General features: G+C 46.6%; 15 protein-coding genes. 13 read left to right on the top strand and 2 right to left on the bottom strand.

Annotated features, from left to right (window positions below):
* The first annotated feature begins 221 nt into the window (after positions 1 to 221).
* From panB to M3221_RS07565, 10 genes are all read left to right on the top strand, one after another.
* Entirely contained in the window at positions 222 to 1,061 is an 840-nt protein-coding gene (panB, locus tag M3221_RS07610) for a 3-methyl-2-oxobutanoate hydroxymethyltransferase (protein WP_251270902.1), read from the top strand.
* A complete protein-coding gene (gene panC, locus M3221_RS07605) occupies positions 1,058 to 1,930 on the top strand; it encodes a pantoate--beta-alanine ligase (RefSeq protein WP_251270901.1) in 873 nt (290 codons plus the stop codon). The genes panB and panC overlap by 4 nt, the downstream gene beginning before the upstream one ends.
* Positions 1,915 to 2,298: an aspartate 1-decarboxylase gene (panD, locus tag M3221_RS07600; RefSeq protein ID WP_242233633.1), complete on the top strand. Its 384-nt coding sequence runs from the start codon at positions 1,915 to 1,917 to the stop codon at positions 2,296 to 2,298. Before panC ends, panD begins: the two co-directional genes overlap by 16 nt.
* 189 nt (positions 2,299 to 2,487) lie before the next feature.
* A complete protein-coding gene (dinG, locus tag M3221_RS07595) occupies positions 2,488 to 5,292 on the top strand; it encodes an ATP-dependent DNA helicase DinG (RefSeq protein ID WP_251270900.1) in 2,805 nt (934 codons plus the stop codon).
* A 51-nt stretch (positions 5,293 to 5,343) separates the two neighbouring features.
* A complete protein-coding gene (locus M3221_RS07590) occupies positions 5,344 to 5,514 on the top strand; it encodes a YpmA family protein (RefSeq protein WP_242233636.1) in 171 nt (56 codons plus the stop codon).
* A gap of 16 nt (positions 5,515 to 5,530) precedes the next feature.
* On the top strand, positions 5,531 to 6,019 hold the full coding sequence (locus M3221_RS07585) for a cell wall elongation regulator TseB-like domain-containing protein (RefSeq protein WP_251270899.1): 489 nt from the start codon (positions 5,531 to 5,533) through the stop codon (positions 6,017 to 6,019).
* Positions 6,020 to 6,038: 19 nt separating this feature from the next.
* The gene (locus tag M3221_RS07580) at positions 6,039 to 7,232 is read left to right on the top strand and encodes a pyridoxal phosphate-dependent aminotransferase (RefSeq protein WP_251270898.1); all 1,194 of its coding nucleotides are present in this window, start codon (positions 6,039 to 6,041) and stop codon (positions 7,230 to 7,232) included.
* A gap of 95 nt (positions 7,233 to 7,327) precedes the next feature.
* On the top strand, positions 7,328 to 8,014 hold the full coding sequence (locus tag M3221_RS07575) for a DnaD domain-containing protein (RefSeq protein ID WP_251270897.1): 687 nt from the start codon (positions 7,328 to 7,330) through the stop codon (positions 8,012 to 8,014).
* Positions 8,015 to 8,029: 15 nt separating this feature from the next.
* Positions 8,030 to 8,689, top strand: coding sequence for an endonuclease III (gene nth, locus M3221_RS07570; protein ID WP_242233640.1), 660 nt, complete (start codon positions 8,030 to 8,032; stop codon positions 8,687 to 8,689).
* Positions 8,686 to 9,150, top strand: coding sequence for a YpoC family protein (locus M3221_RS07565; protein ID WP_251270896.1), 465 nt, complete (start codon positions 8,686 to 8,688; stop codon positions 9,148 to 9,150). Before nth ends, M3221_RS07565 begins: the two co-directional genes overlap by 4 nt.
* Positions 9,151 to 9,172: 22 nt before the next feature.
* Here the strand turns inward: M3221_RS07565 and M3221_RS07560 are convergent, their stop codons facing one another.
* The gene (locus M3221_RS07560) at positions 9,173 to 11,956 is read right to left on the bottom strand and encodes a transglycosylase domain-containing protein (protein WP_251270895.1); all 2,784 of its coding nucleotides are present in this window, start codon (positions 11,954 to 11,956) and stop codon (positions 9,173 to 9,175) included.
* A 25-nt stretch (positions 11,957 to 11,981) separates the two neighbouring features.
* Positions 11,982 to 12,587: a Holliday junction resolvase RecU gene (gene recU, locus M3221_RS07555; RefSeq protein ID WP_251270894.1), complete on the bottom strand. Its 606-nt coding sequence runs from the start codon at positions 12,585 to 12,587 to the stop codon at positions 11,982 to 11,984.
* A 174-nt stretch (positions 12,588 to 12,761) separates the two neighbouring features.
* Between recU and M3221_RS07550 the strand changes: the two genes are divergently transcribed.
* From M3221_RS07550 to M3221_RS07540, 3 genes are all read left to right on the top strand, one after another.
* A complete protein-coding gene (locus tag M3221_RS07550) occupies positions 12,762 to 13,241 on the top strand; it encodes an STAS domain-containing protein (RefSeq protein ID WP_251270893.1) in 480 nt (159 codons plus the stop codon).
* A gap of 112 nt (positions 13,242 to 13,353) precedes the next feature.
* Positions 13,354 to 13,581 carry a hypothetical protein gene (locus tag M3221_RS07545; RefSeq protein ID WP_251270892.1) on the top strand — a complete coding sequence of 76 codons (228 nt, stop codon included), beginning with the start codon at positions 13,354 to 13,356 and terminating at the stop codon, positions 13,579 to 13,581.
* Positions 13,582 to 13,595: 14 nt separating this feature from the next.
* Complete coding sequence (locus M3221_RS07540; protein WP_251270891.1) at positions 13,596 to 13,946, top strand: DUF1798 family protein; 351 nt, start codon at positions 13,596 to 13,598, stop codon at positions 13,944 to 13,946.
* Positions 13,947 to 14,060: the final 114 nt, after the last annotated feature.

Below are 14,060 nucleotides of genomic sequence, written 5' to 3'. Positions count from 1 at the left end.
GCTATAATAATCGTGAACAAGGGTGGTATCATGTGATTGAACTGCACCGCGTTCCGAAAGTGAAACATATTTTATAACAAGACAAACACTGCCTTGATCCGAATGGACAGGGACAGAGGGTCGAAACATTATTCCGTTTACAGCGGGGTCCTTCTGCTTCTTTCCAGCAAAAGGACCCTTTTTTATTGTTTCGTCTCCTCTGATCAAAAGGAGGAAACAGCGTGAAGCGAACAGCAGATTTTATTAAGATGAAAGCCGGTCAGGAAAAAATCGCGATGATTACAGCGTATGACTACCCGTCAGCCAAGCAGGCGGAAGCAGGCGGTTCAGACATTATTTTAGTAGGTGATTCTCTCGGCATGACCGTGCTTGGGTATGAATCTACGGTTTACGTGACAATTGAAGACATGATTCATCATACAAAAGCTGTTAAGCGGGGCGCCCGCAATACATTTGTCGTAACAGATATGCCGTTTATGACTTACCACGTAAACAAAGAACAAACGTTAAATACAGCCCGTGCCATCATGCAGGACGGAGGTGCCGACGCCGTTAAACTTGAAGGTGCCGGCGAAGTTGTGGATCGCGTCCGTGAATTAACGGCAGCCGGGGTGCCGGTATGCGCACATCTGGGGCTTACGCCGCAGTCCGTCGGTGTGCTCGGCGGCTATAAGGTACAGGGGAAAACAGCTGAAGCCGCGCAGCAGCTGTTAGCCGATGCAAAAGCGATGGAGCAGGCCGGAGCGTTCATGCTGGTGCTTGAATGTGTACCGCATCAAGTAGCGCAGTCGGTTGCACAAGCGCTTCACATTCCGGTTATTGGCATTGGGGCGGGTGTGGAAACAGACGGGCAAGTGCTTGTGTATCATGACATCACACGTTATGGAGTAGACCGGACAGCTAAGTTTGTGAAAAGTTATGCGGATTTTGACCAAGCCGGCATACAAGCTGTTTCTTCTTACGTAGCAGATGTGAAAGCAGGCGCATTTCCAGCCAAAGAGCATACCTTTACGATGAAGGAAGAAGAGCTGGATCGTTTGTACGGAGGCGTCCATTCATGAAAATTGTTCGTACGATCTCCGGTTTGAAGAAGGAAATACGGGAGGCTCAATCGGCCGGAAAGTCCATTGGTTTTGTGCCTACGATGGGTTTTTTGCATGAAGGCCACCTGACGCTTGCCCGACAGGCACGCAGCCAAAATGAGGTTGTGGTGATGTCTATTTTTGTCAACCCGCTTCAATTTGGGCCAAATGAAGATTTTGAGCGGTATCCCCGTGATGAAGAACGAGACACGCGGCTTGCAGGGGAAGTGGGCGTGGACCTTTTGTTTCTGCCGTCAGTAGAAGAAATGTATCCGGAAGAGCCAGCGGTGACGCTGACCGTTCATAAACGGACGAATGCGCTGTGCGGTCTTTCACGAGAAGGCCATTTTGACGGAGTGGCAACGGTAGTCATGAAGCTGTTTCATTTAACCGAAGCAGACCGTGCTTATTTTGGGAAAAAAGATGCCCAGCAGCTTGCTGTGATTCATGGCTTAGTGGATGCGCTGAACGTACCAATCGAAATTATTGGTGTGGATACTGTGAGAGAGCCGGACGGCCTCGCAAAAAGTTCACGGAATGTATATCTGCTTCCGGAAGAACGGGAAAAAGCGCCAGCCATCTATAAAGCGCTTGGGCTGATCAAGCAGTCCGTTGAAGCAGGAGAAACCGATGTCGCTTCCTTAAAGCAAAAAGCGCGTTACGTATTGGAAGAAGAGGCAGGAGCAGTGATCGACTACCTTGAGATTTTATCTTATCCTGCCCTTGAGCCGATTGAGAAGGTCAACAAAACAATCATTGCAGCCGCAGCTGTGCAGTACAAGCAGGCGCGTTTAATTGATAATGTGATTTTACCAGTGAAAGGAAGTGCGCCATGTACCGCACAATGATGAACGGAAAAATCCACCGTGCAACGGTGACCGAGGCCAATTTAAACTATGTCGGCAGTATTACGATCGATGAGGATCTGCTTGATGCAGCAGGCATGCTGCCGAATGAGAAAGTGCAGATTGTCAACAATAATAACGGTGCACGTCTGGAAACATATATTATTCCAGGTGAGCGCGGCAGCGGCGTCGTTTGTTTAAACGGTGCAGCGGCGCGTCTTGTTCAGCCCGGTGATACCGTTATTATTATTTCTTATGTGCTAGTAGCGGAAGAAAAAGTAAAAGAGCATAAACCAAAAGTACTCATTATGGACGCTGACAACCGGATTGCCGACATGCTTCATCAAGAACCGGCTTCCACCATTATGTAAGGATATTGACCACTGGTTATCCAGCGGTCTTTTTTTTATCAAATTTGATGCTTTTATCCTGTGAGCTTCCGTTGTGTTGGAGAAAAGCCGCCTGGCGGATGCTTTTGTTTGAATTGATGCCGATAAGCAGGCACCTTTTGCTCTTCTTATGGTAAACTGATAAAGAATTTACTTAAAGGTGTGTTTGCCGTGATCAATGATATACGATTTACCGTGGCAGATTTTGAAACAACGGGCCATTCTTACGCAAGCGGCGGCCGTATTATGCAGGCTGCTTTTGTGGCAGTTGAAAATGGCCGGATTGAAAGTCAGTTCAGCACGTATTTAAACCCGGAAATGCCGATTCCTCCTTTTATTCAGGAGTTGACTGGCATTGAGGATGAAGCGGTCCAGCAGGCGCCTTTTTTTCAGGAAGAAGCAGAGCGCTTTCGGGATTGGCTGGCCGATTCGGTTTTTGTGGCCCATAATGTTTTTTTTGACTTGCCTTTTTTAAACAGCGAACTGGAGGCGGCTGGTTATCCGCCTTTTACCGGTTCTTTTATTGATACAGTAGAGCTTGCAAAAATTGTCCTGCCTGTCTCGGACAGCTATAAACTGGGGGATTTATCCGATCAATTTCGTCTGAGCCACGGGCAGAAGCATCGAGCGGACAGCGATGCCCGCGCAACAGCGGAATTGTTTATTTACCTTGTCGACCGTCTGGAAGAGCTTCCGCTCGTCACAATTGAACAATTGCTGAAGCTGTCAACGGGGTTGAAAAGTGATATTCATTTGCTGCTGTCGCGTATCGCAGCGGAAAAAAAGCAGCGTGTAGAAATGCTGCCAGAGGAATGGACTGTGTACCGGGGACTTGCACTGCGCACAAAAAAACAGCCGGAAAAACGCAAAGCAGACGAGTCGATCTCGTTTCCTCAAACTGAGGAAGAAAAGTGGGAGCTGCTTGCAGGTGCTCCCGGCATGCAAAGACGTCCCGGCCAGATGGAAATGATGGAGGCGGTGCAGCACTTTTTTCAAAACAAAGAGCATACCGTCATTGAAGCCGGAACCGGGACCGGCAAGTCGCTGGCTTATTTGCTGCCGGCTATTTATGAAAGCCGGCGAAGCGGCCGGCCGGTTGTTGTATCCACTTATACGGTTCTGCTGCAGCATCAGCTGCTTGAACGGGAGCTTGCAAAGCTTGAAATCCTTCTGCCTTTTCATGTGAAAGCCGCCGTACTAAAGGGAAAGCGCCACTATCTGGATCTGTCCCGCTTTGTTCGGTCGCTGCGTGAAAAAGAGCGGAATTATGACCGGATTATTACAAAAATGCAAATGCTTGTCTGGCTGCTTGAAACTGAAACCGGTGACGGCGATGAATTAAATTTATCTTCAGGCGGCGCCCTATTTTGGAAAGAAGTATGCCAGGCAGACGATTATATGAATAAAGCAAAGCAGGCATGGAGAAAGCATGACTTTGCCCGGTATGCAAAGGAAGTAGCGGCCAGTGCAGATATTATTGTTACAAACCATTCCTTTTTAATTGCCGATATGAAGGCGGCAAAGCCGATTTTGGTGCCGGGAAGCTTTATTTTAATCGATGAAGCGCACCGGTTCGAACGAGCGGCAAGAGAACGGCTTGGCCGGGAGCTTTCAGTAGCAGACTTAAAGTTTTTTATGGGAAAAATCGGTGCAACGGAGGAAAGGCGGCTTCTGTATCATTTAAATCGAATTGAATCAAAGCGTCTTACAGAGCGGCCGTCGGAAAAAATAATGACTGCTATATCCGCCGTTTTAACGGAGGCAGAAGAATGGCTTGGCGTTGTTTCTGCTTTTTTTGAACGGCAGACATCCCGGATAAACCATGCGAAGCGCCAGCTCGCCATCACAGAAAAAAGCCGGAATATGGCCGGCTGGCAGCAAATCGAGTATGGCGCTGAACGTTTATACAATAAGGTGTCCCGTTTAGTGGAAGTGGTAGAAGAGAAAGTCCTTCCAATTGAAGATATTCGCAAGCAGCTTTCCGCCCGGGATGAACTATATGTGGATGATGCCCTTTTGTTTTTAGACCGGTGCCGAAACTGGAATCAACAGCTGTTTGAACTCGTGTTTCGTCCTGATGAAGAAGAAGTAGTGTGGATCGAGGGCGATGTACGCTCACTGTCCAATACGCTGACCATGCGGACACAGCCCGTTCAGCCGGGTGCTCTTATTCAGTCGTATTTATTGGAACGGCATCACATCCTTTTTACTTCCGCTACGCTGACAGTTGAGCAGTCTTTCCAATTCTTTGCACGGGAAATGGGTCTGGAAGCTTTTTCGTACCGGAAACACGTGATTCCTTCACCGTTTGATTATGCGAACCACTGCCGGATTGTCATTCCAAACGATGTGCCGGAGGTGAAAGAAACCGATCAGGACACATACGCGCAGGCTGTCGCTGATTATATTATTGCGGCCGCAGAAACAGCAGGCGGACGCATGCTTGTTCTGTTTACTTCGTTTGATATTTTAAAGAAAACACACGATTTTATTCGGGAAACAGAGCTGCTGGCTGAATACGCAATTTTTGCACAGGGTATCACAGGCGGCAGTGTAACACGTCTGGCTAAAAATTTCCGCCAGTATGATAAATCAATTCTACTTGGAACCGGCGCTCTGTGGGAAGGCATCGATATTCCGGGAGAGGATTTATCTGTTCTGTTTATCGTGCGTCTTCCATTTGCTCCGCCGGATGATCCTTTTGTCGAGGCGAAAAACGAGCAGCTGAAGCGGGAAGGGGAAAATGCATTTTCTGCCTACTCGCTTCCGCAGGCTGTCATCAGGTTCAGACAGGGATTTGGCAGGCTGATTCGCACGGAATCAGACCGGGGAGTAGCAGTCCTGTTTGATCGTCGTATCCTATCAAGCCGCTATGGAAAAGCGTTTCTTCAATCGATTCCAGATGTTCCAGCGAAAGAGCTCGATATCACCGGCACAATGGAATTGATCGAAAAGTGGCTTCCAGGAGAAAAATAATTGTATGAAGGCTTATTATTCCTGCTATAATTTGAGCCAGGAGGGATTTTAATGGAGTCAAAGATCGAAGTACTTTCCACGGTGAAAGTAGAGAATAACGGGGATTTGTATAAGCTTGTCGATACGTTGAACCGGACGCTGAAACGGGAGAACTTAATGTTCGGCCTTGCATTGGATGCGGAAGATCAAACAAAAGCTGTTTTTACAATTTACCGAACGTAATGAAGATGTGGTGAATATGCGAACAAATTTTAAAAAGTGGTTATTAATAATCGGAATTCCTTTGCTTCTAATTGCGATTATTGTCGCAATAATGTATAATAATGCACAAAAACCGTATGAAAAAGCCAGAGAGGCTGCTTTAGAACAGCTTCAGGAAAAAGCGTCTCTTTCGCAAATCGACGATGTGTACGTATATAACGGCACAAAAGCGTATTATACGGGTACAGGGAAGGATGAAAGCGGAAAAGATGTGGCGGTTTGGCTCCAGCAAAACGGCAAGTCCGATCCAATCGTCCAGCCGCTCAAAGGCAATGTAACGGAAAAGGAAGCACGCGCTCTCTTCAAGGAGGAAGCGGGCGATGCAGACATTTTATCGCTGACACTTGGCTTAGAAGGCAAAACCCCTGTCTGGCTGTTTACGTTTGAAAATAAAAACGGCCGCTTGAATTATTACTATTTGTCTTTTACAGATGGTACATGGTGGAAAAAGGTTGAAAACATTTAACAGAATGGAGAATGGATTCATGGATGTACAATTAGCAGAACGCGTAAAAGCATTAACCCCTTCAACAACCTTGGCGATTACAGCAAAAGCGAAGGAATTGAAAGCACAGGGTAAAGATGTGATTGGCCTTGGAGCGGGGGAGCCGGACTTTAATACACCGGATCATATTATTGAAGCAGCCTATGAATCGTTAAAAGGCGGCCAGACGAAATACACACCGGCTGGCGGTTTAGCGGAATTAAAAAATGCGATTATTGAGAAATTCCAGCAGGATCAGGGCATTACATATAAAGCAAACGAAATTATTGTCACAACAGGCGCAAAGCACGCTCTTTACAACTTATTTCAGGTGATTTTAAATGAAGGCGATGAAGTGATCATCCCGACACCTTACTGGGTAAGTTATCCGGAGCAGGTAAAGCTTGCAGACGGTGTTCCGGTTTATATTGACGGAAAAGAATCCAACGATTTTAAAATTACACCGGATCAGCTTGAAGCTGCTATTACAGAAAAAACAAAAGCTGTGATTATCAACTCCCCATCTAACCCAACAGGCATGCTTTATTCTGCGGATGAGCTGAAAGCGTTAGGAGAAGTGGCCCTCCGCCATAATATTTGGATCGTATCTGATGAAATTTACGAGAAGCTTGTGTACGGCGACAACAAGCATGTATCGATCGCCCAATTGTCTCCTGAATTAAAAGAGCAGACGATTGTGATTAACGGAGTATCAAAATCTCACTCCATGACAGGCTGGCGCATCGGATATGCAGCCGGTAATGCGCAAGTGATCAAAGCGATGACAGACCTTGCGAGCCATTCAACATCTAATCCGACGTCAACAGCTCAATACGGTGCGATTGCAGCTTATAAAGGCACGCAGGAGCCTGTAGAAGTGATGAAAAAAGCGTTTGAAGAACGCTTAAATATTATTCATGCGAAATTAAATGAAATTCCAGGGGTTACATGCTTAAAGCCGCAAGGTGCTTTTTATTTGTACCCGAATGTAACAGAAGCAGCGGCCCTGACAGGTCATGCAAATGTGGATGACTTTGTGACAGCACTGCTTGAAGAAGCAAATGTAGCGGTAGTGCCAGGCAGCGGCTTTGGCACACCGGATAATATCCGTCTTTCCTATGCGACATCACTTGAATTGCTTGAAAAAGCAGTTGAGCGCATTGCGGATTATGTAAAATCAAACCAAAAAGGGTAATATCGATTAGAAAAGCGGTCCATTCGGGCGGCTTTTCTTTTTTTCCGTGTCCTAGTATAATATGAAGCATTGCAAAGGGTCGAGGTGGAATGAACATGAAAGAAAAAGAAATGATGATTCGCTGGATGGAACAGGGTGCAACAAGCATTCCGAACGTTCTGTTGGAAAACTACAAGCGGCTGTCCTTAAATGAACAGGAAATGATGGTACTGCTGCATATTTACGCATATGCGCAAAAAGGCATTACTTTCCCGAGCTTTGAAGAGCTGTCGAACCGTATGTCGATGTCGTCTTCTGACTGTGCAGGCTGCGTGAAAAAGCTGATTCAAAAGCAGGTCGTCGCGATCGAACAGGGCAGCCAGACCGGCTATGAGTTTTATTCGCTGGAACCTCTTTGGCACAAGCTGGCTTCCATTTTTGAATCAGATGCGAGGGGCCAGTCGGTGCAGCAGGCTATGGTTGAAGAAAAAGACTTGTACAGTTTATTTGAAGAAGAATTCGGCCGGCCGCTTTCCTCCATTGAATGTGAAACATTGGCGCTCTGGATTGACCAGGATGGCCATGAGCCGCCTGTGATCAAAGCAGCGCTCAGAGAAGCAGTTCTGTCTATGAAATTGAGCTTCCGCTATATTGACCGCATTTTATTTGAATGGAAAAAGCAAGGGATTAAAACGGTGGAGCAGGCGCGAGAGCAGGGGAAAAAGTTTCGTAAACCAACTGGAACCGAACAAATTTCCCGTTCTGAGCATGCCGTCCCGTTTTACAACTGGCTGGAGCAGTAAGGAGAACAGATCAATATGCTGAACAAAATCCAAATTCGCCGCTGCCTGGATACATTTGCCGAGATGTTTCCGGACGCACACTGCGAATTAAATCACCAAAATCCGTTTGAGCTGGTCGTAGCAGTCGCACTGTCAGCGCAATGTACAGATGCGCTCGTCAACAAAGTAACCAAAGGGCTGTTTGAGAAATATAAGACGCCGGAAGATTATTTAGCGGTTCCGCTTGAAGAGCTGGAGCAGGATATCCGCTCCATTGGATTGTACCGAAACAAAGCGAAAAACATTCAAAAAATGTCGCGGATGCTGCTGGAGGATTTTGGTGGTATTGTCCCTGACACACAGGATCGGCTTGTTAAGCTGCCGGGTGTCGGCCGAAAAACCGCCAATGTCGTGGCTTCTGTTGCATTTGGTGTTCCCGCTATCGCGGTTGATACACATGTAGAGAGGGTGTCTAAGCGGCTCGGTTTCTGCCGCTGGAAGGACAATGTAACCGAAGTGGAAAACACGCTTATGCGCAAAATTCCAAAGGAAGAATGGTCGGATACACATCATCGAATGATTTTCTTCGGCCGCTATCACTGTAAAGCGCAGGCACCTCGCTGTCCGGAATGTCCGCTGCTTGATATATGCCGGGAAGGAAAAAAACGTATGAAGCTTGGAGGCACGCGTGTATGACAGTAAGGATCCCTGAAGAGCTTCGGTATTTTTCAACTGAAAGGGAAGCAGAACTGCCCGAATCCGTTTGTGTATATCCGTATTTTAAATATGAATTGGGCGGAGAAAAACCGTGGGAGAGTGAAAAAAGTGGTCTCCCGCTGCTTGAGTCTGCCTGGACAAAGATGGAACAGGCACTTGATGAAAAACAGCGTATACGCAGTAAAGATGTAAAAGAAGAAGTGGATGCGCTGTTGGCCATGTTTTTTATGGCGCTGTTTTGGGTAAACGGACAGCCGGCAGCCCCAGCGCTTTGGAAGGAAAAACAAGCGGATTTTGCGGTAAAGCCGATTAATTTTTTGGAGCGGTTCACTTACATTGATAACCGTCCTTACACGTACATGGCTTATCGCCAGCTGATCGAGCTGATGACAGAGCTGAAAAAAGCCGCCGCTGTTTACGCCATAAAAAATCCCCGATGAGTTTAAACTCATCGGGGATTTTTTATGGGGTTTCGGTTTGAACGTCAGGTGCTGGTTCAGCTGAACCATTGCCTTGCGTTGTGCCGGTTCCGCCGGTATTTCCACTTGTATTACCATTCGTGTTCCCATTGCCGTTTCCATTTCCATTGTTACCTGTAGCAGGCGTGCTTGGCTGTGGAGTAGAAGGCTCAGGATCTGCTGGAGCCGGATCTGCTGGCTCAGGATCCACTGGAGCCGGATCTGCTGGCTCAGGATCTGCTGGCTCAGGATCTGCTGGCTCAGGATCTGCTGGCTCAGGATCTGCTGGTTCCGGATCTGCTGGTTCCGGTTCTGTTGGTTCCGGTTCTGTCGGCTCCGGTTCTGTTGGTTCCGGTTCTGTTACTTCACCGCCTGGAACGGTTACAGATGTAGAAGCCGAATCAACACTTTGGCCGTCTACGATGGCTGTGACCGTGATGGAGTATGTTTGTCCCGGCTGTCCGCCGCCAAAGACGGTTGAGAAGCCGCCGATAGACTGTGTTTCCGATCCATTTGATACGCTGAAGGATGGACTGCCCTCACCGCTGTAGGACCATGAAACAGACATATTTCCACTCTCGTCTGCGGTCGCCGATAAGCCCGTTACCTCACCGCTGGATGTTTCTTCTTCAGTTTGTTCTTCCTCTTCTGTCTGCTCATCTTCTTCCGGTTCTTCTTCCTTTTTCGGAGCAGAACGCTTCGGCTGTTCGCCGCGGACAAATAATTCATATGTTACATCGCTGTCTGAAGCGCCGCTTCCTGCCACAACTGCTGGATTCGATCCTTTGACAATTGGCAGTTCAATGACGCTGTCTGGTTTTTCAAAATCAGGTGTATCTACGTCCTCAGATACTTTTGTCATCAATTCTTTAAACAGCTGTTTTGCAATCTGCTGGCTTTCCTTGGACAAGTACTCATTGCGTTTTTCATAACCTGTCCAAACGGACGCTGTATATTTCGTTGTATAGCCGACAAACCATGAATCTGGAGAAGCGCTGGTCGGAATATCGTATTTCTCACGCTCGTCCTGCGTGTAGTTCGTTGTTCCGGTTTTACCGGCCATATGAAGCGAAGGAATATTCGCTGCCGTTCCGGTTCCATAGTCTACAACACTTTCTAACATATCCGTAACCATATAAGCCGTGTAATCGCTCATGGCTGGTTCGGATTTAATATCATTTTTGACGACTGTGCCGTCTGCGAGTGTAATTTGTTTAACCGTATGCGGTTTGTTGTAAATACCGCCGTTTCCAAATGCAGCATAAGCGCCGGCCATTTGCAGCGGTGAAATACCTTCGTCGCCATCCATTCCGCCAATCGCATAGGATTCAAATTCATTTTTTAAATTGATGCCGAGCTTGCCGGCAAATTCATAAGCATCGTCAAAACCGACTTCCTGGAACGTTCGGACGGCCGGTGTATTTTTTGAACGGGCGAGCGCATCACGCATAGACATCATACCTGCGTAAGAGCCGCCGGCATTTCCAACAGAACCGCCATTTGTATATTGAAGCGGGCTGTCTTCCACTTGTTCATACGTTGACCATTTTAAATATTCAATTGCTGGGCCATAATCCAAGATAGGCTTAATCGTTGAGCCTGGCTGTGTCCGGTTATCGGTCGCGTAGTTGAAGCCGCGCTCGACTTCCTGGTTGCGGCCTCCGCCAATCGCCCGAATCTCGCCGGTTTCAGTATCTGTTAAAACGATACCGGCCTGGAACAGCTCACTCGGGTAGTCAATGTACTCATCGCTGTTTAAGAGCTCATACATAAAGTCCTGCGCTTCTTTATCAAGCGTTGTTTCAATCGTCAATCCATCTGTGTAGGCGTTGTAGCCCATGTCTTCGACTTCTTCAATCACCTGGTCAACAAAAGCGTCATATTCTTTGTCGACACCTGATTTGTTTACTGGTTTTTCAACAAGGAAATCAGTAATGTTTTCAGATTGTGCTTCATTCATTTCGGATTCAGTAATTTTGTCATGCTGGTTCATAAGAGAGAGAACGACGTCTTTCCGCTTTTCAGCGTTTTCCGGATGGTTAAAGGCATTGTAATTATTCGGGCTTTGCGGCATTCCCGCAAGATAAGCCGCTTCCGGCAGGGTCAATTCATCTAAATCTTTACCGAAGTAGTAATCAGCCGCTGCTTTAACACCCATTACCGCAGGTGTACCCGACATATAAATTTTGTTAACATACATTTCAAAAATTTCTTCTTTGGAGTATTTTTGCTCCAGTTTAAAGGCAAGATAAGCTTCCTGGGCTTTCCGCTTCAAGGTTTTATCAGCTGTCAAGAAAGACATCTTAACAACCTGCTGGGTAATCGTACTGGCCCCTTGTGAGCCAAAGCCGTTTGTCACGTTTTTCACTGCTGCACTGGCAAGGCGCATCGGATCGATTCCGTGATGGTCAAAGAATCGGCTGTCTTCCGTTGCGATAAAGGCATCACGGACCAAAGCAGGAATATCGTCATATTTCACATATTCACGGCGCTCTGCACCAACATTGGTCAGCAGTTTGCCATCATCCGTATTAATTTTTGATGAAATCGGATCTTTTAAAAGTGATTCATCAATTTCCGGTGTATCTTTTACGTAATAAGCAAACAGTCCTGCACCACCGATCAAAACGAGTAAAGCAACTAAAAGCAGGCCGAGAAAAACCCGTTTGAAAATCGAACGTTTTTTGTTCGAAGGTGATTTGGCTGGTTTTGCTTTTCGTTGTGCGCGGGCCGGCTTTTTCTTTTGCTGGTTCCGCTTTTCAGTTCTTGATTTGTATTCGCCAGACATTTGTCTCTTTTCCTCACTTTCAAAATTAAAAGTATACATCTTCCACGGCATCCAAGAATGGAATGCGCGGAGAAAAGCCCAGTTTCAGCTTGGTACTGCAGCTGGTGAGCTCTGCTTTTGTAATAGACTTGCGGCCGCCGTTATGCATACGTTCCCAGAAAGCATTCAATGCATGAAACGGCAGAAAAAAGAGCTCGTCCGTTTTAGAAAAACGGATAATTACAAAAGCGATACCGCCATGCTCGTCCACTTGTTTCATGTGGGCAATTTGGTGGGCGTGAAAGTTTTTGAGCGGAAACGACGTTTCACTGTTCGTTTCTTTCGCTTCAAAATCAATATACTTTCCTTTATAAACCCCATTGTAATCCGTTGTAGAAGCCTGCCTGAAATAAGCTTCCTTAATGACAGCCGCACTTCTGGCTGGATAGTCGACCCGTACAATTTGAACGGGAACAGGTTTTTTGTGAATGACCGCCATATTTTGGCTCAAATAATACGCATTCGTTTCATTAATATCGTCTTCAAGCGTCATGCCGCGGTTTGAAAAAACAGGATTCTTGTTCTGCTGCTTCGCGTGGGACGATTGAGCGGGCTGCGTATATTCTTTTCCATTCGGATAGCGGATCGCCATCTCATTCCCTCCTCTTGAATCCAATCAATATCATACCACATGAGCGAACAAATCGCCTGTTTGAAAAGACATATTCCTTTATGCCTTTTTCCGGGAGCAGAACATTGAAAAGCGACGGTCATTCGGCTAGTATATTAAGATAAATAGAATCATGATAAAAGCAGGGGATGTGCAATGAAAAGAGAAGCCGAAGAGATTGGAGCTCTTCAAGAAGAAATACGAGCTTTAAAAAAGGAGCTGGCCGAATACAAGCAGTTAGTGAAGGATGTGTCCGCTCCGATTATTCCGTCTATTATCCCAGAAACGATATTAGTACCGCTGACCGGGAAAATGTCGCAGGAACGATTTGAGCTTATTATTTCTGCACTGATGGATGCATGCTACGAAAACGAAATAGAAACCGTCATTATTGACTTTACGGCCATTACTAAAAAAGAAATTGAAGAAACCGAGCTGCTTGGGCAGTCTATCGATCAGCTCGTTGATTCGTTAAACTTGATGGGTGCTGAAACATTTTTAGTCGGATTTACACCAGCGTTCACACAGGAGCTTATGCGAAGCGGCATGCGGATTCGTCCGGATTTACATACATTCTTAACGTTCCGTCGCGCGCTTCAGTTTTTAATGAAGAAAAAAGGCATGACTTTTGCGTAAATTGTCGGATTGCCGCTTTCTTTGCCGTGTGTTCACTAGTTTTGTCAAGCGGGAAGGAGATCTCCTCCCAGCGGCGAATTTTACTAGTCAACAAAGCAAAGGGGTGACGGGAATGACAAAGCAAGAGTGGATGGAACAGTTGGCACAATTGGAAAAAGATACAATGGAGCTTGAGCAGCGATTGAAAATGAGGGTGGCAGACGAACGAAGCCGCAAAATTGCCGGCTTTCGCATCCACGCGGAGCGCGTTCATAACCGTTTGCTTCTAGTGGAAGAAGGAGCACGCTTTTTGTGCGGGGATGTAGTGATGCCGCTGAAGCCAGCAGCCGGCTCAATATGAAATGAGGGTAGAACGTGTCTTTAGGTGATCAAACAGTAAAATTACGGGAATTAATCGAACAAGCGAAAGCTATTTTTGAAGCAGGCCGCCAAACAAAGGAATCGGCTGATTTTTTCAAAACCGTAAAGCCGTTTGCAGACGAGGTAGATGCTGCAGCGGACGCTTGGGAACAAGCGGCGCTTTCGTATTTAAAAGAGCATCCGCAAAAATACGTGCATGCTGCCCAGATTGTCCAGGCAGCTGATAACGCCCGGCGGGTTGGTGCTCACGCCCACTTTTTTGAGACAGGAAGGGCAAAGTTTATTCAATCGGCAGATTCAGCCCTGTATGTGCTTGAATCGCTTTATTATAACTTAGAAGAATAAAGGGCGCGTTCAAGCGCTCTTTTTTTTGCTTTTAAAAAGATCGTTTGTTCGATAAGATAGAAGGAAAAGAACCGATTTTTAGGATCGAAAGCAGCAGGAAAAGAGGTGCCAGCA

The sequence above is a fragment of the Domibacillus indicus genome, assembly GCF_023715895.1.
GTDB classification, from domain to species: Bacteria; Bacillota; Bacilli; order Bacillales; family Domibacillaceae; genus Domibacillus; species Domibacillus indicus_A.
The sequence above is the reverse complement of the archived record's forward strand: the minus strand, read 5'-3'. Positions and strand labels throughout refer to the sequence as shown.

Coding starts and splice junctions, on each gene's coding strand:
- M3221_RS07590 (WP_242233636.1), top strand. CDS start 5,344: ATGGAGTCAAAGATCGAAGTACTTTCCACGGTGAAAGTAGAGAATAAC.
- M3221_RS07565 (WP_251270896.1), top strand. CDS start 8,686: ATGACAGTAAGGATCCCTGAAGAGCTTCGGTATTTTTCAACTGAAAGG.
- panC (WP_251270901.1), top strand. CDS start 1,058: ATGAAAATTGTTCGTACGATCTCCGGTTTGAAGAAGGAAATACGGGAG.
- M3221_RS07575 (WP_251270897.1), top strand. CDS start 7,328: ATGAAAGAAAAAGAAATGATGATTCGCTGGATGGAACAGGGTGCAACA.
- M3221_RS07580 (WP_251270898.1), top strand. CDS start 6,039: ATGGATGTACAATTAGCAGAACGCGTAAAAGCATTAACCCCTTCAACA.
- M3221_RS07545 (WP_251270892.1), top strand. CDS start 13,354: ATGACAAAGCAAGAGTGGATGGAACAGTTGGCACAATTGGAAAAAGAT.
- panD (WP_242233633.1), top strand. CDS start 1,915: ATGTACCGCACAATGATGAACGGAAAAATCCACCGTGCAACGGTGACC.
- nth (WP_242233640.1), top strand. CDS start 8,030: ATGCTGAACAAAATCCAAATTCGCCGCTGCCTGGATACATTTGCCGAG.
- recU (WP_251270894.1), bottom strand. CDS start 12,587: ATGGCGATCCGCTATCCGAATGGAAAAGAATATACGCAGCCCGCTCAA.
- M3221_RS07585 (WP_251270899.1), top strand. CDS start 5,531: ATGCGAACAAATTTTAAAAAGTGGTTATTAATAATCGGAATTCCTTTG.
- M3221_RS07560 (WP_251270895.1), bottom strand. CDS start 11,956: ATGTCTGGCGAATACAAATCAAGAACTGAAAAGCGGAACCAGCAAAAG.
- M3221_RS07550 (WP_251270893.1), top strand. CDS start 12,762: ATGAAAAGAGAAGCCGAAGAGATTGGAGCTCTTCAAGAAGAAATACGA.